Source organism: Gluconobacter albidus, assembly GCF_002723915.1.
GTDB classification, from domain to species: Bacteria; Pseudomonadota; Alphaproteobacteria; order Acetobacterales; family Acetobacteraceae; genus Gluconobacter; species Gluconobacter albidus.
This window is the reverse complement of record NZ_BEWL01000009.1, coordinates 33,157-51,685: the sequence shown is the minus strand read 5'-3', so window position 1 is coordinate 51,685 and position 18,529 is coordinate 33,157. Positions and strand designations below refer to the sequence as shown.

General features: G+C 58.9%; 24 protein-coding genes. 6 read left to right on the top strand and 18 right to left on the bottom strand.

The features are described from left to right. Positions 1-38 precede the first annotated feature (38 nt). A complete protein-coding gene (locus tag GAL01_RS15500; RefSeq protein ID WP_145995625.1) occupies positions 39-362 on the bottom strand; it encodes a hypothetical protein in 324 nt (107 codons plus the stop codon). A gap of 571 nt (positions 363-933) precedes the next feature. Between GAL01_RS15500 and repC the strand changes: the two genes are divergently transcribed. Together repC and GAL01_RS10925 are read left to right on the top strand one after the other, a co-directional pair. Continuing rightward, positions 934-2,178 (top strand): plasmid replication protein RepC, encoded by a 1,245-nt coding sequence (gene repC / locus GAL01_RS10930; RefSeq protein WP_062028266.1) that lies wholly within the window; start codon positions 934-936, stop codon positions 2,176-2,178. A 52-nt stretch (positions 2,179-2,230) separates the two neighbouring features. Continuing rightward, a complete protein-coding gene (locus GAL01_RS10925; protein WP_061490889.1) occupies positions 2,231-2,515 on the top strand; it encodes a DUF2312 domain-containing protein in 285 nt (94 codons plus the stop codon). Positions 2,516-2,683: 168 nt separating this feature from the next. Here the strand turns inward: GAL01_RS10925 and GAL01_RS10920 are convergent, their stop codons facing one another. The 8 genes from GAL01_RS10920 to GAL01_RS10890 form a co-directional block, all read right to left on the bottom strand. Further along, positions 2,684-3,382: a recombinase family protein gene (locus GAL01_RS10920; RefSeq protein ID WP_456303481.1), complete on the bottom strand. Its 699-nt coding sequence runs from the start codon at positions 3,380-3,382 to the stop codon at positions 2,684-2,686. 249 nt (positions 3,383-3,631) lie between these two features. Next, the gene (gene arsH, locus GAL01_RS10915) at positions 3,632-4,327 is read right to left on the bottom strand and encodes an arsenical resistance protein ArsH (protein ID WP_062028264.1); all 696 of its coding nucleotides are present in this window, start codon (positions 4,325-4,327) and stop codon (positions 3,632-3,634) included. Further along, the gene (locus GAL01_RS10910; RefSeq protein ID WP_062020797.1) at positions 4,324-4,863 is read right to left on the bottom strand and encodes a GNAT family N-acetyltransferase; all 540 of its coding nucleotides are present in this window, start codon (positions 4,861-4,863) and stop codon (positions 4,324-4,326) included. Before GAL01_RS10910 ends, arsH begins: the two co-directional genes overlap by 4 nt. Positions 4,864-4,881: 18 nt before the next feature. Then, positions 4,882-5,016, bottom strand: coding sequence for a hypothetical protein (locus tag GAL01_RS16015; protein ID WP_255308583.1), 135 nt, complete (start codon positions 5,014-5,016; stop codon positions 4,882-4,884). Positions 5,017-5,039: 23 nt separating this feature from the next. Further along, positions 5,040-6,335: an arsenic transporter gene (locus GAL01_RS10905; protein WP_062028261.1), complete on the bottom strand. Its 1,296-nt coding sequence runs from the start codon at positions 6,333-6,335 to the stop codon at positions 5,040-5,042. Continuing rightward, complete coding sequence (gene arsC / locus GAL01_RS10900; RefSeq protein WP_062028259.1) at positions 6,335-6,757, bottom strand: arsenate reductase (glutaredoxin); 423 nt, start codon at positions 6,755-6,757, stop codon at positions 6,335-6,337. The genes GAL01_RS10905 and arsC overlap by 1 nt, the downstream gene beginning before the upstream one ends. Beyond that, a complete protein-coding gene (locus GAL01_RS10895) occupies positions 6,754-7,107 on the bottom strand; it encodes an ArsR/SmtB family transcription factor (protein WP_062028250.1) in 354 nt (117 codons plus the stop codon). Before GAL01_RS10895 ends, arsC begins: the two co-directional genes overlap by 4 nt. Before the next feature lie 154 nt (positions 7,108-7,261). Then, positions 7,262-8,206, bottom strand: coding sequence for a TraB/GumN family protein (locus GAL01_RS10890; RefSeq protein WP_099213366.1), 945 nt, complete (start codon positions 8,204-8,206; stop codon positions 7,262-7,264). A gap of 219 nt (positions 8,207-8,425) precedes the next feature. On the opposite strand from GAL01_RS10890, the gene GAL01_RS10885 reads away from it, so the two are divergent. Then, positions 8,426-8,830: a hypothetical protein gene (locus tag GAL01_RS10885; protein ID WP_062026884.1), complete on the top strand. Its 405-nt coding sequence runs from the start codon at positions 8,426-8,428 to the stop codon at positions 8,828-8,830. A 189-nt stretch (positions 8,831-9,019) separates the two neighbouring features. On the opposite strand, the gene GAL01_RS10880 is transcribed toward GAL01_RS10885, so the two are convergent. The 9 genes from GAL01_RS10880 to GAL01_RS15710 form a co-directional block, all read right to left on the bottom strand. After that, positions 9,020-12,160: an error-prone DNA polymerase gene (locus GAL01_RS10880; protein ID WP_062027058.1), complete on the bottom strand. Its 3,141-nt coding sequence runs from the start codon at positions 12,158-12,160 to the stop codon at positions 9,020-9,022. A gap of 3 nt (positions 12,161-12,163) precedes the next feature. Beyond that, complete coding sequence (locus tag GAL01_RS10875) at positions 12,164-12,397, bottom strand: PDDEXK family nuclease (protein ID WP_041240859.1); 234 nt, start codon at positions 12,395-12,397, stop codon at positions 12,164-12,166. Beyond that, complete coding sequence (locus GAL01_RS10870; protein WP_255308582.1) at positions 12,397-13,926, bottom strand: Y-family DNA polymerase; 1,530 nt, start codon at positions 13,924-13,926, stop codon at positions 12,397-12,399. Before GAL01_RS10870 ends, GAL01_RS10875 begins: the two co-directional genes overlap by 1 nt. Further along, positions 13,811-14,602, bottom strand: coding sequence for an ImuA family protein (locus GAL01_RS10865; protein WP_099253259.1), 792 nt, complete (start codon positions 14,600-14,602; stop codon positions 13,811-13,813). The genes GAL01_RS10870 and GAL01_RS10865 overlap by 116 nt, the downstream gene beginning before the upstream one ends. Before the next feature lie 113 nt (positions 14,603-14,715). Next, positions 14,716-15,012, bottom strand: a complete 297-nt coding sequence (locus GAL01_RS10860; RefSeq protein WP_082790563.1) for a chromosome partitioning protein ParB — start codon at positions 15,010-15,012, stop codon at positions 14,716-14,718. Next, positions 15,009-15,671, bottom strand: a complete 663-nt coding sequence (locus tag GAL01_RS10855) for a ParA family protein (protein WP_061507245.1) — start codon at positions 15,669-15,671, stop codon at positions 15,009-15,011. The genes GAL01_RS10860 and GAL01_RS10855 overlap by 4 nt, the downstream gene beginning before the upstream one ends. A gap of 57 nt (positions 15,672-15,728) precedes the next feature. Beyond that, complete coding sequence (locus GAL01_RS15495; protein ID WP_145995624.1) at positions 15,729-16,016, bottom strand: hypothetical protein; 288 nt, start codon at positions 16,014-16,016, stop codon at positions 15,729-15,731. Beyond that, complete coding sequence (locus tag GAL01_RS10850) at positions 15,997-16,167, bottom strand: ParA family protein (protein ID WP_218017099.1); 171 nt, start codon at positions 16,165-16,167, stop codon at positions 15,997-15,999. The genes GAL01_RS15495 and GAL01_RS10850 overlap by 20 nt, the downstream gene beginning before the upstream one ends. Before the next feature lie 57 nt (positions 16,168-16,224). Further along, positions 16,225-16,644: a hypothetical protein gene (locus tag GAL01_RS15710; protein ID WP_169926419.1), complete on the bottom strand. Its 420-nt coding sequence runs from the start codon at positions 16,642-16,644 to the stop codon at positions 16,225-16,227. On the opposite strand from GAL01_RS15710, the gene GAL01_RS15705 reads away from it, so the two are divergent. From GAL01_RS15705 to GAL01_RS10835, 3 genes are all read left to right on the top strand, one after another. Further along, positions 16,643-17,020, top strand: coding sequence for a hypothetical protein (locus GAL01_RS15705; RefSeq protein ID WP_156476346.1), 378 nt, complete (start codon positions 16,643-16,645; stop codon positions 17,018-17,020). The genes GAL01_RS15710 and GAL01_RS15705 overlap by 2 nt on opposite strands. Then, entirely contained in the window at positions 17,017-17,988 is a 972-nt protein-coding gene (locus GAL01_RS10840) for an adenine nucleotide alpha hydrolase family protein (RefSeq protein WP_174694483.1), read from the top strand. The genes GAL01_RS15705 and GAL01_RS10840 overlap by 4 nt, the downstream gene beginning before the upstream one ends. 197 nt (positions 17,989-18,185) lie before the next feature. Beyond that, positions 18,186-18,446: a hypothetical protein gene (locus GAL01_RS10835; RefSeq protein ID WP_062026935.1), complete on the top strand. Its 261-nt coding sequence runs from the start codon at positions 18,186-18,188 to the stop codon at positions 18,444-18,446. Positions 18,447-18,529 lie beyond the last annotated feature (83 nt).

Sequence of the window (18,529 nt, the reverse complement as noted above, 5' to 3'; positions counted from 1 at the left end):
TTGCGCAAGCTTCTGCGACTTAACGGGAAACTTCTATCTCAGTCTGGCAGAGAGCCCGGTTCTTCTTCGAAGCAAAGACCCGCTTCGAGAATAGCAAGACAGTTCAGACACTCTCGTTTCAGGTTTTCGCTCTCAGGGTTCTCGAACGAAAGTGTCGCAACTCGGGTTGAGAGACGACGAGCAGCCTCGAAGCATTGAAAAATTTTTTGAATATCTGTAGCCGTAATGGCGAAGGAACAAGAAAGTTCGTGTGACTGTTCTTTAATCAGCATTAAGCTACTGTGGAAGTCTTTCAATATCTCTCGTGAAGTATAATCACTAAAACTTGTAGGACTATTGGCTGAAGGAACTGTCGAACCCATCTGGCACCTTTACAACTACAAAACTCTTCGAGAGATAAAGGCAAAACCGGTACAGCATCGTCAAGTTTAACTTTGCCTTTATCATTACTCTTGTTCGCTCGTAGCACGGGCGGCCGCAAAGAAAAAAGGTTTCCTTAACGAATTGTGAAAAAAAATTACGGAAGGCCGCTTTTGTTCTCATCGCTCCCTTGCGGGCGTGGAACAGACTCATGTTACAGATGAAAGTCGCAGATCCTTGTGGCGATGTTTCAGCGGCCGGGAGACTCTGAAAAGGGCCTTTCTTTCTCGCTACAGGAGAAGCATAAAGGCAAATCGCCTATTTGGGCTTGAAGAAGGAATTGTTTGAGTGAGTTAGCCAGAGCCCAGATACGTTTAAGGCCCCGCTTTCACGAGGCCCTAAGAACGTAGTCCCATCGGTCGCCAAACCGATTGAACTGGATTGAAATTCATCTGCTGAATTTTCAATCCTACATTTCAGCTTCGAATGCAAGAGTTTTTGCAAACGGGAGGGGCTTGTTTGAAGGGTTGGAGAGCAGGGCTTCGGAAATCCCGAAATCCTGAGAAGTTTTCCATGACCTATTCGCTTTCGCATGACCCCCATCAGGCCGGGGTGAGACGCATTACTCCGGCCATGATCCTGGCCGAAATGCAGTGTGAGGCCCTGCCCCGCAGCGGTGCTACCAAGGCCCAGATCCTCAGCGCTTTGCATACGGAGCCCCGGGCGCTTGGCCTTCAGCCGCGCCAGTCCGATCTGCTTGGCTTTCTGATCAGCCGCACGAAGCCAGTGGACTGGGAAGACGACAATCTCACCATCTGCTCTGTGCGCAATCGCGACATCTGCGAGCGGTTCGGGATCGAGAGATCCACGGTCAAACGCTGGCTTCGCGGCCTCAGCGAATTAGGCTGGATCATCATGCGCGACAGTCCGAATCAGCAGCGCTGGTTGAGACGCGACGGCCGCAATGGTGCGATCCTGGAGGGATACGGGTTCGATCTGTCGCCGCTGTCTCGGCGCTACGACGAAATGCTCCAACGCGTTGAGGCCTTCAGAGAGCGGGAACGCGAAGGAAAGCGTCTGCATAAGAGAGCCATGGTCTTAGGTCGCCGCATTGCGGCCCTTTGTGCCACGGCCCTGGAGACGACGGCTGACAGGCCGACGGTCATGAGCATCCAGCAGAACGGGCATCAGCTCCTGGCACTGCGTGGCAATGACCACGACCTGGACATCCTGTCGCCGCTGGTTGAGCAGATGGAGGGTTTGGTCGAGCGTCTGGAGGCCATGATTGCAGGGGCTGACCCTGTGGAAATGGACCCCATGGGGCGCACTGATGGACCCCACAATACTGATACAAACCCAAATACTATAACTAAAGTTACTGTAAGCGGAGCCGGCTACGCCGGCGTTGGCATAGAGGAAGGAGTAGTTGGGTCTGACAGTGTCTCCCGTTCCAAGGCCTCACCGCTTCGGGGCTTCAAGGCCGGACCGAATTTCCTTCTTCAGCTTGTTCCTGACTTGCGAGACCTGTGCACCAGCAGTCGCCCACATGAGGCCGAGCTGATCGAGGCCGTCGAGATGCTCACAGGTTCTCTGGGAATTTCCTCTCATGCCTGGCGCCAGGCGTGCAGCGTCATGGGCCGATACGAGGCCGCCGTCGCCGTCTGTGTGATTTCCGCGAAGTCCCGCAAAGGGAAAGTGCGGTCGGCTGGTGGCCTGCTTCGGGCCATGATCGAACGTCACCTTGACGGAACGCTGGCTCTGGACCGGACCCTCTATGGGCTGGCCTCGGATCTTTCGACCGACCGAACCTACCATTGACGCCTCAGTCGCAGACTGAGGTGGCAGATTGGGCGAGTGAAAGGAGAACTGTATGTTGGCACATGAAGAACAGGACACAGCATCTGCTGAGACCACCGTTCAGACCGGAGGAATTGCAGCGGATCGCCTGAGATCCATCATTGAGCGGGTTGAACGCCTGGAAGAAGAACGAAAGGCGTTGGCCGGAGACATCAAGGACATCTTCAGCGAAGCCAAGTCGGCCGGGTTCGACGTTAAGATCATTAAGCAGATCCTGAAGCTTCGGAAAATGGAGCCTGCCCAGGTTGAGGAACAGGAAACCCTTCTGGACATCTATCGTCGTGCTTTGGGAATGTGACTTACTGGTGTGTCCATTGCGGACACACCTTGAAGGAGAAGCCAGATTTCTACGCCAGCAATGACGGCATTGTCCTACCGTGTGGCCATGGTATCCGGGATTGTTGGGATCAGTCTGATCTTGGCCGGGTATGCGCGGGTGAAGTATCTGCGGTCTAACCCATCCTCATCAGGCCTGTCGTCTGCGGCGGTTGAGCGGCTTCTTCTCATTGTTTTCTGCGGTACGCTCGTCAACATCACCGTCGCCTTCCTCACTCTCTGAGCGTGGTTGCCAGCCTATCCGCTCAAGAGTGTTCAAGAGGGTTGTGCGTGGAATTGTGAGACGTCGCGCAACGGAGAGCTTACTCTCACCCTTGTTGAGGTAGTCGAGCGCCATGTCCAAACGCTCCTGACTGATTGACGGAGGCCGTCCGCCTATTCGGCCTCGACGTTTTGCGGCCGCAAGCCCTGCCATGACACGCTCATGAATCAGAGCGCGTTCGTATTGAGCCAAGGCGCCAAACAAGGAGAACATCAGCTCGCCATGAGACGTTGTTGTGTCCATCTGTTCGGTTAAGGAACGGAAAGATACGGATCTCGCCTTAAGATCTTCTATGATCGTCAGGAGATGCGGAAGAGATCGACCCAGCCGATCCAGCTTCCAGACAACGAGTGTGTCACCACTCTTTATATAAGAGAGGCATTTTTTAAGACCGGGTCTGTCATCGCGTGCTCCAGAGGCCTTGTCCTGGAAGATGTGTCGCTCATCGACGCCCGCCTGCACCAGAGCATCGCGCTGCAAATCCACTGACTGGCGCTCATCGACAGAAGAAACGCGCATATAGCCGATAAGCATGTCGGAAAACCCTAATTTTGCCGTTTCCGTCACTTATACCAATCCGACAGGGTTTGTCGCCACACCTCATGGAAATTTTGTCCAGGAAACATGCTAGTGCGCCAGACTGGCGTTCCCCCCTGTCGGGAATCATCTGTTTTACGACAGGGATATGGAACTTATGCTGTCCCCAACAGAAAGGACTAGCCGCATGTCGGCTTACGCCTCATCTCGGTCGTAAGGTGGGTCGCTTAGGGTTTTGGTAAGCAGACGTCGTGTGCCAGAAATACGCGCCAGCCCGGCTCATAGCTTTTCAGGCAAGCGGTGTTCCGAGTTGCGTTCACTATAGCGGTTCACTAGATAGTCGGCCCGGTCGCGCAGCAGCCATGTGAATTTCATCAGTTCCTCCATGACATCTACCATCCGGTCATAAAGGGGGGACGGCTTCATGCGGTCATCGTCACCGAACTGCGTATAGGCCATTGGTACGCTGGACTGGTTGGGGATGGTGAACATCCGCATCCACCGACCCAGCACCCGCAGGGCATTGACGGAATTGAAGCTCTGCGACCCACCCGAAACCTGCATGACCGCCAGCGTGCGGCCCTGCGTCGGGCGGATTGAGCCTTCGGTCAGAGGTAGCCAGTCGATCTGGTTTTTGAATACTGCCGTCATGTTGCCGTGCCGTTCAGGGCTGCACCAGACCTGACCTTCCGACCAGATCGAGAGTTCCCGCAGTTCCTGCACTTTCGGATGGGTCGCGGGCACAGAATCCGCTACCGGCAGGCCGGTCGGGTCGAACACCCGTGTTTCGGCCCCCAGCACTTTCAGGATGCGTTCCGCCTCAAGCACCAATAGGCGGCTGAAGGATCGGGGTCGCAAAGAGCCATAGAGCAGAAGGATACGCGGTGCGTGCGTGGTGCGCTGTGCTGGTTCGAGCTTTGCAAGATCGAGTGGATCAAGAGACTCCGAGTTTAGGGGCGAGAGCGTGTCAGTCATGTTTGTGGTTCCTTCAGCGGGTCGTCACCATCGCCCGCGCCCAACGAGGCCTGCATGTAGAACGTGTCGAGCCAGCGGCCGAATTTGCGGCCCACCGAACGCATCTGCCCAGCATGGGCAAATCCATGGCGCGCATGCAGTGCAATCGATCCGGGTTCACCGCCACCGATCACCGCAATCATCTGGCGAAAGCCCGATGCTTCGGCGTGACCTAACAGATCGGATAATAGGGCTGAACCGACACCTTGCCTGATGTGGTCGGGGTGGACGTAAATCGAATTCTCGCATGTGAAGCTGTAGGCGGGCCTGTCCCTGAATTGCGTGGCATAGGCATAGCCCACCACCTGTTCGTCTTGCACTGCGACGAGAAAGGGCCAATTTCGTGCCCGCACACTTTCGATCTTCTCCTCAGTCTCGGTAAGTGAGCGTGGTTCGTAATCAAAACTTGCTGTGCCATGTTCGACGTGATGGGCATAAATCGCTGCGATGGCGGGGGCGTCAGCAGCACGTACCTGGCGGATACTCGGAACGGACATGTCTCGTTGCCTCTTGTTCTATGTGGCCCGAACCTGCGGGAGACCAGTCTCGACGATGACGATCGCTGGCAGCGCTACTTTGGGCTGCCGTGCGCCATTGATCCCGTGGCGATAATCCGGGTGCGGGCGGAGCGTGTCGTCAGGTTCGGTCATCGCGGTCTTGCTTCCTTTGCACATTACGGGCGGCTGATGGCAGGCAACCACAGGGCCAGCACTGCGAGCGTGACCAGCAGGACAGGCGGGGTGATCGCCAGCCCCACTTTCATATACTGCCCCCATGTGACCCGATGCTTCTTGGATGCCAGCACATGCAACCACAGCAACGTGGCGAGACTGCCGATCGGGGTGAATTTGGGGCCGAGGTCACAACCGATGACATTGGCATAGACCATCAGTTCACGGGTCAGCGGCGTGATGTCGTGAGCCTGCTGGATCGCCAGCGCCCCGACCAGCACACTCGGCATATTGTTCATGATGGACGACAAAACAGCCGCCAGAAAGCCGGTGCCGATCGTAGCGGTGAACGGTCCCTGATGGCCGAGCCAGATCAGTGCGGTTGCAAGGTAGTCGGTCAGCCCGGCATTGCGCAGGCCATACACCACCAGATACATACCCAGCGAGAAGATCACGATCTGCCACGGTGCGCCCCGCAGCACCTTGAGAACAGGGATGACCCGACCATATCCGGCGACGAGTAAGAGGATTCCGGCGGCCAGGCAGGCTACGACACAGACCGGGATATGAAACTGTGCGGTCAGGAAATAGGCCGCCAGAACCAGGGCCAACAGCGGAAAGGCCGCCCGGAATACATGGTGGTCACGAATGGCCGTGGCGGGTGCTGGCAGTTCGGCGACGGGATAGGTCGCAGGCACCTGCCGCCGATACCACAACCACAGAACGGCAAGCGTTGCGCCAAGTGCTACCAGATCGACAGGGACCATGATCGCGGCATAGCGATCGAACGCAATGCCAAAGAAATTGGCGCTGACGATGTTCACCAGATTGGAGATGACCAGCGGCAGGCTTGTGGTGTCTGCGACGAAGCCGGTCGCAATGATGAAGGCCAGGGCTGCGGTATGGCTCAGGCGAAGTTGAGTGAGGATGGCGATGACAATGGGCGTGAGCAGCAGGGCCGCACCATCATTGGCGAAAACCGCCGCAATGGCCGCTCCCAGCACCACGATCAGCGGGAATAGCGTCCGGCCTCGCCCTTTGCCCCAGCGCACGACGTGCAGCGCGGCCCAATGGAAGAATCCGGCCTCATCCAGCAACAGCGAGATGACGATCAGCGCGATGAAGGTGAAAGTCGCGTCCCAGACGATGTGCCAGACGACAGGAATGTCGTGCCAGTGGATCACACCAGCCGCCAGGGCCACGGCGGCACCGGCCATTGCGCTCCAGCCGATACCCAGCCCCCGAGGCTGCCATATGACAAAAACCAGCGTGACAACGAAAATCAGAAGCGCCAGCATCAGATGATCCGCTTGCCAGATTCATCGACGATCTTCTCCCCGTCCTCTTTGACGAAAGCGCCTCTCTGCGGGTTGGGCAGGATGTCCAGAACCGCCTCAGACGGACGGCAGAGTGCCCCACCCAGCGGGGTGACGACGATGGGCCGGTTCATCAGGATCGGATGCGCGATCATGGCGTCGATCAGCGCATCATCGCTCCGGGCCGGATTATTGAGGCCGAGTTCGTGAAAGGGCGTACCCTTTTCCCGCAGGATCGAGCGCACCGGAACGCCCATACGGGCGATCAGACTGACCAGTTCCGCACGGCTGGGCGGGGTTTTCAGATATTCGATGATCCGAGGCTCCTCGCCGCTGTTGCGGATCAGTGCCAGCACATTGCGCGACGTGCCGCAGGCCGGGTTGTGGTAGATCGTGATGGTCATGATCGGGCTTCCGGGGAGGGACAGCAGGAGGACAGGGTTGCGACCAGGGGCGCGCAGAGTTCGGGACTGCCCGCGCAGCAGTCCCTGACGAGGAAGAGCATCAGGTCTCGCAGGCGCGGAAGACAAGCGCGATAGACGATCAGCCGGCTATGGCGCTCCGAGGTCAGCAGCCCGGAACGGGCCAGGGTGGCGAGATGGGCCGAGATGGTGTTCTGCGGGACATTGAGATGCCGCGCGACATCTCCGGCGGGTAATCCGTCCGGCTCGTAGCGCACCAGCAGGCGAAAAATCTCCAGCCGTGTAGACTGCGACAGGGCGCTCAGGGCTGCGAGGGTAGATTCTGTGTCCATATATCCAGAATTGTGGATATATCGTCGTAAGTCAAGCTATCCTATGTGAGGAAACGGAGATCACGACTGTCGGCTTCCTCAATTTTTCCGCTCAGACCAGACATTCCGTTTACCCCCCTAATCGGCTCGAAGGCGGCCATTTAGCGTGAATAGTCTATTTATGCTCGGGCAGTGTGATCGGACGCAAATAATACCCATCGCGTCGCAGTAGAGCCGCCAATCCATCTGGGCCGCCAAGATGAGCAGCTCCGATTAAAATGACTGCACCGCCAGATCGTACATATGGGGTCATAGCTCGATACATCTGGCTGGTTCGTTTGGTGACATCGTACTCATACATTTTCTTCTGGCTTACCGTGACGTTACGATTTCTGATCCAGGCGTCGAATTCATCGTACTGTCCGTTTTGGACGAAGGACACGAATGGGGGCGACGAAAGGTTCTCCTCAGGTCGTTTGAGCATCTCAACGATTGAGTCACGATAGTAGTCATCCGGAATTTCCTTTTGGACCGCCTCCCACTCGTTGAGATGTTCAAGCCGCTTGATCGTGACGCCTGATTCTTGCGCTTCAGTGCGCACGAGGTCGTCACGGGATAGACCTGCTGGCTGCGGGCATGGCATTTCGAGAATAAATTCTGCTGCTTGTGCTGTCTTCATGTTCAACAGTACACGCGAGTACATATCTGTATTACGTGCTCGAAGCATTTCCTGTCCAGTATAACATGCGAGATGTAGTTGCAGTCTGGACTTAAGTTTCTCGATATCTATGCCGTTGACCCACGAGGCGACCACGGTAGGATTAAGTACGATTTCAGGTACGGAATGTTCGAGTTTCTCAGGTTGGGTCTTTGCGTCTTGGTTGGCTTCCGTCCCTTCAGAAAGAAGGACTGATTTTCCTACGAAAACGGCTGCACTTGGCGCCTCGATACCGAAGACAGGAGCATGAACGCCTGGTACGATAATACTTGGTTTGATACCTGATTTTTCGATCTGAATAGCTTCGACGCCTGCTAACGCCACAGAACAACGAAGCACCATGATCGCGCCGAGAGTGATCAGAACGCAAATTTTCCTTATGGTCGTATGCTTGTCAGTCATATTCAGTCATCCCCAAATTACACGCTGGAGTTCCGCTCTTTTCGTGCGAGTTAAAAGGCTATCCGGAGAAAAGTAATAGTAGCGCCCTGCTGAGACAATTCGCCGCTGGAGCACAGTGCCTCTTCCGAGATAGAATCCTCGTCCTATCATTGATAGGTCACTTCTCAGTCGCACAACGCAGCCCAACTATCCTCCTGTCACCAAACAGGAGAGCCAGGAATGACTGATACAGAGACCGGTGAGCAGCGTGTGCTGGAGATTACGATATATGGCGTCGTGCTCCACGTTCTGCTCGATAATGTGGATGCTGTGATGGAGGCGGAGCCTGACGAAGACATGCCAGAGAATCTGTTAGCTCTGCTGTCTCTCCGGAATCAGCCGTTCATGATTCATGCGGTGCTGGACAATTATATCCTGAGCAAGCTCGGGAAAGAGTTTGGCGCGCCCGTCAGCGCGGACGAGGTGCTCGCGATCGCAGATGAAAATGATCCATATTTTGGCACATTACTTGCCGCCGCTGCCGGTTCAGACATCATCACACATCCTGATCCGTCCGCTACACCCTACTCAAACGCCCGGGTTTCAGTCGTGAAGGTTGCGGCACCGTCACAGCCGCACGAATAATGTACGGATTTAACTTTCGACGTGCGTAAAGCCTGTGGATTTATGGACAGCCGTTTTACGGTCGCTCTCGTCCTGATGGACAGCCCTGCAGGCTGACCACAGGCGCGGCTCTGCCCACAACCCCACAGGTTCAACACCAACATAAGCTTCATATTATGATAAGAAGATTGGCCGAACCGCCGTTCTTGCCTAACGGAAATCCCGTGCCTTCAGGAGTTCAGATCCCTGAAGCAACGGCGTTCTGTCTTCCAGACTGAGCACAACGACATGGATCACATCGCCTTCCTTCTGAAGCCGGCCCTTACAGGCCAGAAGACGGGACGCGAGAAGAGGACGGCGGTATTTCTCCTGCACATCCTTCCAGACAATCAGATTGGCCGTGCCGGTTTCGTCCTCAATGGTGACGAACATGGTACCGTTGGCCGTCCCTGGCCTTTGCCGCATCAACACCAGTCCGGTGAGCTGGATCCGGCGTCCATCCCGCAGATAAGGGAGATCCCCGCAACGAACGATCCCTTCTTCCCGTAAGCCCTCCCGTAGAAACGCGACGGGATGCCCGTTCAGGCTGAGTCCCGTCGCCCGGTAATCCTCATGCACTGAGGCCCGCTCTGACATCAGTGGTAAGGTAATCTCCGGCTCGATCACTTCCGGTAGCGGAAAGTTCCGGCCCCGATCCGCCGCCTCAAACAGCGGCAGGGCGGTATCGGCGAGACCCTTGATCGACCACAGGGCAGCACGGCGCATCTGCCCGAACACCCGGAAGGCATCTGCTTCCGCAAGACATTCCAGGGCCGAGACCGGCACATCCGCACGGCGCCAGACATCGTCAATACTCTCATAGTCCGGCATCCGGGCCGCGATCAGGGCGGCCCCATGGCCGTTCGCCAACCCGCGCACCATCCTGAACCCCAGCCGGACCGCCGCGTGCCGTCCGTTCCGGCCGCGCTCCAGTGTGCAATCCCATCGTGAGGCGTTGATGCAGATCGGCCGGACCTCGACCCCATGGCGCTGTGCGTCCTGAACAATCTGCGAGGGCGCATAAAACCCCATCGGTTGGCTGTTCAGCAGGGCGGCACAGAACACGTCCGGGTAATGGCATTTCATCCACGCCGAGGCATAGGCGATCAGGGCGAACGAGGCGGCATGGCTTTCGGGGAAGCCGTAGCTGCCAAAGCCTTCAAGCTGCGCGAAGGTCTGCTCGGCAAAGTCCTGCTCATAGCCATTGGCCAGCATCCCGTTCACCAGCTTGTTCCGGAACGGCGACACCCCACCTGTCATTTTGAACGTCGCCATCGCGCGGCGGAGCTGGTCGGCTTCGCCTGGCGTGAAGCCCGCGCAGTGGATCGCCACCTGCATGGCCTGCTCCTGGAAGAGTGGCACGCCCAAGGTCTTCCCGAGGATCCCGCGCAGGGTCTTGGACGGATAGGTGACAGGCTCCAATTTCTCCCGCCGCCTCAGATAAGGATGGACCATGTCCCCCTGGATCGGCCCCGGCCGCACGATCGCCACCTGAATCACCAGATCATAAAAGGTCGCAGGCTTCATGCGCGGCAGCATCGACATCTGCGCCCGGCTTTCGATCTGGAACGTCCCGAGCGTGTCTGCCTTCTGGACCATGCGATAGGTCTGCGGATCCTCGGCCGGGATCGAAGCGAGATCCATGCGGGTCTGATACACGGTGTGCAGCAGCTCAAATCCGCGCCGCAGACAGCCGAGCATCCCGAGACCCAGAACATCCACCTTCATGAAGCGCAGGACGTCGATGTCATCCTTGTCCCAGACGATGATCTGCCGCCCGTCCATGGCGGTCGGCATCAGGGGGACGAGTTCATCCAGGCGATCCTCGGTCAGCACAAATCCGCCCGGATGGGTGCCAAGCTGGCGCGGAAAGCCGAGAAGCTGGCGGGCAAGATGGAACGTCAGACTGAGTCGGCGATCCTTCAGGTTCAGGCCAAGATCGGCCGCACGCGCCTTGCACAGATCGGGATCGGCTAACGATGAAGCGATGTGTTTTGAAAGCTGGCCGGTCAGATCTTCCGGGAGCCCCAGAACCTTACCCACTTCCCGCAACGCGCCTTTGGGCTGATAGCGCTGCACGGTCGCGCACAGGGCCGCGCGGTGGCGGCCGTAGTGTCGGTAGATCCACTGGATGACCTCTTCTCGGCGGTCACTCTCGAAATCCACGTCGATGTCGGGCGGTTCCTGCCGTTCGGCCGAGATGAACCGCTCGAACAGCAGGCCCGAGCGGACCGGATCAATACTCGTGATGCCCAGAACATAGCAGACGGCCGAGTTCGCGGCAGATCCCCGCCCCTGACAGACAATGCCAAGTGAGCGGGCATGACGCACGATCGTATTCACGGTCAGGAAATACGGCGCGTAGGCCAGAGAGCCGATCAGCCTCAGCTCGTGGGCTATCTGTGTCTCGACGTCAGGCGGTGCCCCGGCCGGGTAGCGACGCGGCAGTGCGGCCTGGACCAGGCGTGCCAGGGTCTCCTGCGCGCTTTCGCCTGTGCGCTCGGTTTCGGTCGGATACTGATAAGTGAGATCATCGAGACTGAAGGCGCAGGCCTCGGCAATCCGCCGCGTGTTGGCCAGAGCCTCCGGAAAGGCAGCAAACAGGCGTGCCTGCTCTTCAGGGGCTTTCAGATGGCGATCGGCGTGAACGTGACGGCGGTTGCCGAGAGCATCGACCGTGCAGCCTTCCCGGATCGCCGTGACGACGTCCTGAAGAACGTGCCGGCGCGCATCGTGGTAAAGAATATCTCCCGTCGCGACGCAGGCCAGACCTTGTGCCGCACTGAACGCCGCGAGCGCGTGAAGCCGCGCCAGATCTCCCGGCTGCCGGAGCATCGTCAGCGCGAGAAACCGGCTCTCTTCTTCGCCCGCCCTTTGTCCGGGCAGATCCAGCAGGCTCTGAACCTGACCAGAAACTTCTGCCAGGTCCTCGGGCAGCAACAGGATCAGGAGGAGGTCCGGGGCCGCGGCGGCGAGATCCTCCCACCCCAGAAGGAACACATCCCGCTCGCCCCGGTGATGGCCAAGATTCAGGAGCTGGCACAGACCTGCCCAGCCCGCGCGATTGCGGGGATAGGCCAGGAGCGCACTCCCATCGCGCAGAGTGAGACGGCATCCGGGCAGGAGACGCAGACCGGCTTCACGCGCCGCCAGATGGGCGCGGATCACCCCGGCCACAGTGTTCCAGTCGGTCAGACCGATGGTGTCATAGCCCAGGGCCTTTGCCTGGAACATCAGTTCATCCGGCTGGCTGCCCGAGCGCAGGAACGAAAACGAAGACGTCACCTGCAATTCGACGTAAGGCATAGTCACGGCCTAGCGCCTGTGCGGATGCGGGTGCCGGCTGCTGTCTGGAGCGTTGCTGGTCGGCGCGCGCATGACCACGAAGCCCGAGCGTTCCAGATAGGCGACCAGACGCTCGGCCACGAGACGGGCCATCAGTTCAGCGGCGTCATGCGTCCGCCTGCGTCCGTCATAGCACAGCGCGTGCATCAGCACTTCGGCCACGTCCGAGGTGCTGGCCGGGATCAGGTCATCACGGGGCTCCATCAGAACACCCCCTGAAGAAACCACGCGCCTGACCCGGACCAGTCGTGGGTTCCGTCGCCTTTGCGAAACAGCCACAGGCGCAGGCCGGTCGTGGTCTCGACCTGCCAGTAGTCGCGGATCGCGCCGTAGCGTTCGGCCGCCTGCCACCACTCACCCAGCAGACGTTCGGGGCCATCGGCCGCCGCAATGCGATGTGTCTGGCGTTTGAGGACGAACTGGCGTGGCGCACCGTCCGGAAGCAGGGCAGTCACCTGCACCCGGACGGGCAGATCGAACAGAATGTTCGGCCGCGCCCAGAGCATCTGGCGCGCGAGAGGCGGTTTTGCCATGTCGTCTGGGGAAACGCGAGACTGCCCGTCCTCTGGCCAGGCGGAAAACCGGGGCGCGAGCTGGTGGACAGAAACAACCCCCGGACGGTTCAACAGCCGGTCGATCAGAGTGGCTGGGAGAGCGCGCTCCGAGGATGCCCCGACGTCCGGCAGGACAGACCGCTCAGGTCCGGCTTCGAGCGGTTCGTTCGCGCTGACGGTCAGGATGACGGTTTCAATTCCAAACTCGGGCGCGATCTGCGGGATCTGGTCTCCCAGCAGGCGCATCAGACGTGTCACGTCAGCCGACGGATCGGATGTCCCCACGCGGATGGCCTGAATGGATCCGTCCACGCGCACGCAGAGAAAGTCGAGCTGCCGCGCCCCCTCCCCGCGCGCCGTCAGCTTTTCGCAGACAACCGGCACGAGTGCGGCAATCACCGTGGCAATAGCGTCCGGTGTGCTGATGGGCTCGACCAGAGACCGGGTCAGGGAAATCCGGTCCGCAGGTTGAAACACGCTGAGCGGGCTAGCCTGCCGTCCCAGAGCCTCATCGAGGCAGGTGAGAAGCTGCGCCCCAAATCGCTTGGCCAGAGGCGCGCGAGGGAGGTCTGCAAGGTCGCCAATAGTGGTCAGGCCGAGCCGGGTAAGGCTGGAGAGTGTCTTTTCGGGTAGCGGAAGCGCTGTACAGGGCAAAGGATGCAGAGCCTGTTTCTGCTGACCTGGAGGCACGAGACAGATCCGGTCGATCCCCGAGCGGGCCAGGGCGCGTGAGGCAGCGGCCGTATCGCTTAGCGCCACAGAGCAGGAATGCCCCCTTGCCCTCAGGCGTTCCCTGACGAGATTCAGCATGGCCGCCTCACCCCCGTAAAGATGGGCGCATCCGGTGGTGTCGCTGTAGAGACCGTCCGGAGCATCGAACGCGGGCAGCGGCGACAGCCAGATCAGCCAGGAGCACAGATCGGTCAGCGCTGCCCTCTGTGCTTCTGCGTCTTCCTCTGCCGTCAGAAGATCCGGCACCAGGGAGCGGGCCTGTGCCAGCGGCAGTCCCGGTGTCAGTCCAGCCGCGAGCGCAGCCGGACTGACACCGGTGACGGTGTGACGGTTATGTGCCAGCGCGTGCACAACGAGCGGCCTGTCGGTCGGGAAGTCTCCCGGGCGGGAGAGCTGGAGGCGCTCGGTGCGCCAGAAGGGCATCCAGAGAGCGAGAAAGCGGCGCATGATCGGTGCAGTCGAGGATCCAGTGAGCAGGGCGGCCTCCCCTCACCCGCAACAGCGCGGCAGAAAGGCGTCGGGAACCGGGACGCGGCATGGCCAGTCCCGGAAGCGTTTGAGGCGATGAAGGATGGGAGAGGAGCCGCCACCGCGTGGCGCACGCACAGGGGTCTTTCCCAGGAGCTTGTGCGAGGGGCGCAGAGCGCAGGAAAAAGCCTGTGTTCCCGCTCGCCTCCACAGCCAGATTGAGGCGGCGGATTTCCTTGAGCGTTGGGGCGTGACGTCCTGCGATCACGGCCAGTGCGTGTTCTGGCCCGCGCAAGATGTCCTCGGCGGCCGACAGCAGGCTGGCCGGGTCCGTTTCAATGCAGACCAGATGGTCCAGTGAAACACCGGACTGATGCAGCCCGCAGGCGTTCAATTCGGCAGGTGTGTCGCTGATCCAGAAGACCGGCCCCCTGCCCTCTTTCAGGATGGGCAGCAGCATGGCGAGGCTGGCCCCCGTCTCCAGAGGATCGGAGATCAGAAAGTCATGCAGGCTACCCGTTTTGAGGCCGCCGCCAAGATGGTCATCGACGGCAGAATGCCCGGTAGGCAGGGTGTCAGCATGGGAATGAGGAAGGCTTCGACGCTCCAGGCGTCGGACCTGCTCGCGCAGTCGCGCCACGGCGTCCGTTGTCATCTTTCTTCTCCTTAACGAGAACATAAAGAGAACAAACCTGACGCGATTGCAAGTTTTTTATAATAAACCCGGTAACTACAATTACCGGGTTTATTATAAAACCTGATAAACTATCAAACCGGATTATTTTCTTTATACAACTTCCAAGCTTCTTCTATGACAACGCCTTGGGTAACGCCTCGCCTGGTTGCCTCCTTAGCGATTTCGTCGGAGACGTTGGGAAATACCTTAGCGTGCAGTTGTCCTGTTCGAGGGCTGGGTAGGCGTCCTCTACGTTTCGCAGGTTCTCTAGCTATGAAACCATGATTCGCAGCGACACGATCAACTCGTTCAACAGCGGAGGCAGATGCGACTTTTTCTCGCGACCTGAGCTTTCCAACATCAATCGCAAAAGGCTTTTTCTCTGTCATTCTGCCGCTCCTGTAAGGCGTCGGTACACAGCTTGTGCAAAGCCATCGGCGTTTTCGATCGCTGCCACCATGTTACCTTGTGGTGGGATCGAGTGAAGATCTCCACCAAACTCGAAAAGAGCGGAAAATGCAGCACGCTCCATTAGAGGGGGCGTTATCACGTCCACGCCTGATTCCCTGAGTGAAGCTTCAATGCCTGAATGCTGTTTGGAGCGAATTGCCCGCGTCATTGTGAAAACAACTGAGTGAGGAATTTTGCGCCCTAAAGACTCTTCTTCCTCTGCTACTAGAGCAAGGGCTCTCGCTCCGATGGTCGCGTCCAACGTGGTTCCTCGCATGGGCGTCAAGACCAAATCTGCTTGAGAAATCGCGCGCGAAACCAATCTCGATGCGACGCCTTCCAAATCAACAATGACGATTTTTCCATCAGCATCGTGCCTTTTGATCGTCTTTATGATGTCGCTTTCAGAGACCTTCGTTATCAGGCTGATTCTAGGCGGCTTCGGCGCGCGGTCAGCCCATAAAGTCAGCGCTTCGTTCGGGTCGCAGTCTAACAGAGTTACCTCTGCTCCATAGTGTGCAAGCTGGGTTCCCAAGATGACAGCAGTAGTCGATTTTCCAGCGCCTCCTTTGGGGGACGCGATAGCGATGACAGGCATTGTGTTCTCCGCTCAAAGAAGCCGTGCTGACCTAAGTTCGTAGTGCCGCCTCCCGTTTTAGTAAACCGGATAAGTGTTAAAACCAGATAAAAACATATATCCGGTAATAAATATAACCGGGTAATATCTTCCCATGACTTCAACAGGAGAGTTCCAACTCACCCTTCCATTGGCGGCTTCTGAAGCGGGATCAGGGCAAAAAACCGGATAAGAGCAGGAACCCGGTAAGAGAAAAAACCAGATAAAAAGAAAAACCGGGTAAAAAGAAAAACCCGATAAAAAAGGGAAAGGCTGGCTGGGAGCTGCCCAGCCCGCAACAGTTGGGTCAACGCGCGTCCTCGCCATGCTCGCCGGCTGCGCCGCCTGCGCGTGGCTGCGGGCCGCAGTCTAACAGAGTTACCTCTGCTCCATAGTGTGCAAGCTGGGTTCCCAAGATGACAGCAGTAGTCGATTTTCCAGCGCCTCCTTTGGGGGACGCGATAGCGATGACAGGCATTGTGTTCTCCGCTCAAAGAAGCCGTGCTGACCTAAGTTCGTAGTGCCGCCTCCTGTTTTAGTAAACCGGATAAGTGTTAAAACCAGATAAAAATATATATCTGGTAATAAATATAACCGGGTAATATCTTCCCATGACTTCAACAGGAGTGTTCCAACTCACCCTTCCATTGGCGGCTTCTGAAGCGGGATCAGGGCAAAAAACCGGATAAGAGCAGGAACCCGGTAAGAGAAAAAACCAGATAAAAAGAAAAACCGGGTAAAAAGAAAAACCCGATAAAAAAGGGAAGGGCTGGCTGGGAGCTGCCCAGCCTGCAACAGTTGGGTCAACGCGCGTCCTCGCCATGCTCGCCGGCTGCGCCGCCTGCGCGTGACTGCGGGCCGCGTTGATCCTGCCGCTACGCGGCACTGTTGCAGTCTGAACAGCCCCCAGCCGGACGCGACGATGTTCAAAAACCAGAAATGGATCGAGCATCATGCGTCGTCATTACCTTCCTTATGTTCCAACTCCACGCGGTCGGCCGCCCATGCGCTGGACCGACACCCAGGAGCCTGTGTCCTGCCGCAAGTGCAACGAGCACTGGGAAAGTGGCGATCCGGCGCTGACGATTGCCTGCACGGGCTGCAACGCGCCAGCCCATGAGCCCTGCCGTCGCAGTGCGGGCGGCAATGAGCGGGTGTGTGCGTGCCGGGATGAGGCGGCGACCCAGCTTGGACTCCTCTCACGCTGCGAAGGCCTGAGCTGGGACAACAGGCATGTAAAGCCACTCCTGCTCCGGGCCGCTCCTGTCCCCACCGCCCTGATGTGCCGCTCTGTCCGGACAGGTGCCCCTGTCAGCAGGTTTGTGCCATGACGCGGGATCTGACCTCCTATGACAGCATCATCGTGGCCGTGTCAGGCGGGAAATACGGCACCGCCTGCCTCCTTGCCCTCCTTGAAGCCGGGGCTCCGAAGGACCGTCTGGAACTGTGGCACCACGAAGTGGACGGGCAGGGGCCATCCTTCATGGACTGGCCCTCCACCTCGCCCTATGTGAGCGCGCTGGCGCAGGATTTCGGGCTGCCGCTCTATCGCTCCTGGCGAGAGGGCGGCTTCGAGCGGGAGATGCTGCGCAACGCTGCCCCGACGGCGCCTGTTCTCTTCGAAAGCCCTGACGGGCTGATCCGTACAGGCGGGGAGGGGCCGAACGGGACGCGCCTGCGCTTTCCCCAGGTCTCGGCCAGTCTGACGACGCGCTGGTGCTCAGCCGTCACCAAGATCGACGTCGCCGATCGCGCCTTGCGCGGGCAGGAGCGCTTTCTGAACCGGCGCACGCTGTTCGTAACGGGCGAGCGGGCCGAAGAAAGTCCCAACCGTGCCCGCTATGCCGCCTTTGAGCCGCACCGCACGGATACGCGACATGGCACGCGCCGTCGCCGGCATGTCGATCACTGGCGGTCGGTCCACCAGTGGAGCGAGGCGCAGGTCTGGGACAGTCTGAAACGCTGGAAGGTGTTGCCGGCGCTCCCATACCGGATCGGCTTCTCCAGGCTGTCCTGTGCCACCTGTATCTTTGGCGATGCGCGGCAGTTTGCAACGATCCGCTGGCTTGATCCTGCCCGCTTCGAACGCCTGGTGCAGTACGAGCAACAGTTCGGCTGCACGATCAAGCGCACCGTCTCGCTGGAGCAGCTCGCAGAGCAGGGCAGGCCGTATGCCGCCGCTCTGGCAGCGCCCGAACTGGCCCGCGCGTGCCTGTCGCCGCGTCCGATCCCGACCGTCCTCACACCAGCCTGGGAGCTACCGGCCGGAGCGTTCGGGCAGGGGGCGGGGCCGACCTGAAAAAAGCAAAAAAAACAGAAGGTTAAAAAAGGAAAAAGAGGGGAGGGGGGCAGCACAGGCCAGCCCGCCCCGCAAGAGGTGGGTCCGTCCGTGTCCTCGCTACGCTGCGGGCCGGGCGGTCCCGACGCTGCGCGCCGCTCTGGCAGGTCGCGCTGTCCTGCGCTCGCCGGAGAGGGTCAGGAAAGGAAATAAAGACGATGTCAGAGACCCTCGAACGCTCCGCACAGGCCAAGGCCTTTGATCCCAGACAGGCCCACAAGGAAGGCTGGACGCTCCTCGAAGGATGCGGACCCGAGAACGACGAGACGCATCTGGTGGGTTTGCATTGCAGCGATCCGCAAGCCTGGTGGCGCGTGGCGACGAAGGCACGGGAAGGGTCGGCTTACCACTGTGACGCGCTGGCCCGCCTGTCCGAATGCGAGCGTGAGCAAATCCGCCTGCGCTTTGGTCCCTTCTGACCCCGAACTGATCCGGGAGGCCTGACGCCTCTCTCCCCGCACTGATCCTGTTTTCCGGCCCCCCGGTCTGCCTCCGCGCAGCA

Bases quoted from the DNA above. Each gene is read 5' to 3' on its own strand.
- GAL01_RS10905 (WP_062028261.1), bottom strand. From the start codon at position 6,335: ATGCTGGCGCTTCTGATTTTCGTTGTCACGCTGGTTTTTGTCATATGG.
- repC (WP_062028266.1), top strand. From the start codon at position 934: ATGACCTATTCGCTTTCGCATGACCCCCATCAGGCCGGGGTGAGACGC.
- GAL01_RS10860 (WP_082790563.1), bottom strand. From the start codon at position 15,012: ATGACAGAGAAAAAGCCTTTTGCGATTGATGTTGGAAAGCTCAGGTCG.
- GAL01_RS10925 (WP_061490889.1), top strand. From the start codon at position 2,231: ATGTTGGCACATGAAGAACAGGACACAGCATCTGCTGAGACCACCGTT.
- GAL01_RS10840 (WP_174694483.1), top strand. From the start codon at position 17,017: ATGACGCGGGATCTGACCTCCTATGACAGCATCATCGTGGCCGTGTCA.
- GAL01_RS10875 (WP_041240859.1), bottom strand. From the start codon at position 12,397: ATGGAGCCCCGTGATGACCTGATCCCGGCCAGCACCTCGGACGTGGCC.
- arsH (WP_062028264.1), bottom strand. From the start codon at position 4,327: ATGACTGACACGCTCTCGCCCCTAAACTCGGAGTCTCTTGATCCACTC.
- GAL01_RS15705 (WP_156476346.1), top strand. From the start codon at position 16,643: ATGCGTCGTCATTACCTTCCTTATGTTCCAACTCCACGCGGTCGGCCG.
- GAL01_RS15500 (WP_145995625.1), bottom strand. From the start codon at position 362: ATGGGTTCGACAGTTCCTTCAGCCAATAGTCCTACAAGTTTTAGTGAT.
- GAL01_RS10855 (WP_061507245.1), bottom strand. From the start codon at position 15,671: ATGCCTGTCATCGCTATCGCGTCCCCCAAAGGAGGCGCTGGAAAATCG.
- GAL01_RS10850 (WP_218017099.1), bottom strand. From the start codon at position 16,167: ATGCCTGTCATCGCTATCGCGTCCCCCAAAGGAGGCGCTGGAAAATCG.
- GAL01_RS10870 (WP_255308582.1), bottom strand. From the start codon at position 13,926: ATGCGCCGCTTTCTCGCTCTCTGGATGCCCTTCTGGCGCACCGAGCGC.
- GAL01_RS10910 (WP_062020797.1), bottom strand. From the start codon at position 4,863: ATGTCCGTTCCGAGTATCCGCCAGGTACGTGCTGCTGACGCCCCCGCC.
- GAL01_RS15495 (WP_145995624.1), bottom strand. From the start codon at position 16,016: ATGGCGAGGACGCGCGTTGACCCAACTGTTGCGGGCTGGGCAGCTCCC.
- GAL01_RS10835 (WP_062026935.1), top strand. From the start codon at position 18,186: ATGTCAGAGACCCTCGAACGCTCCGCACAGGCCAAGGCCTTTGATCCC.
- arsC (WP_062028259.1), bottom strand. From the start codon at position 6,757: ATGACCATCACGATCTACCACAACCCGGCCTGCGGCACGTCGCGCAAT.
- GAL01_RS16015 (WP_255308583.1), bottom strand. From the start codon at position 5,016: ATGACCGAACCTGACGACACGCTCCGCCCGCACCCGGATTATCGCCAC.
- GAL01_RS10890 (WP_099213366.1), bottom strand. From the start codon at position 8,206: ATGACTGACAAGCATACGACCATAAGGAAAATTTGCGTTCTGATCACT.
- GAL01_RS15710 (WP_169926419.1), bottom strand. From the start codon at position 16,644: ATGATGCTCGATCCATTTCTGGTTTTTGAACATCGTCGCGTCCGGCTG.
- GAL01_RS10885 (WP_062026884.1), top strand. From the start codon at position 8,426: ATGACTGATACAGAGACCGGTGAGCAGCGTGTGCTGGAGATTACGATA.
- GAL01_RS10865 (WP_099253259.1), bottom strand. From the start codon at position 14,602: ATGACAACGGACGCCGTGGCGCGACTGCGCGAGCAGGTCCGACGCCTG.
- GAL01_RS10895 (WP_062028250.1), bottom strand. From the start codon at position 7,107: ATGGACACAGAATCTACCCTCGCAGCCCTGAGCGCCCTGTCGCAGTCT.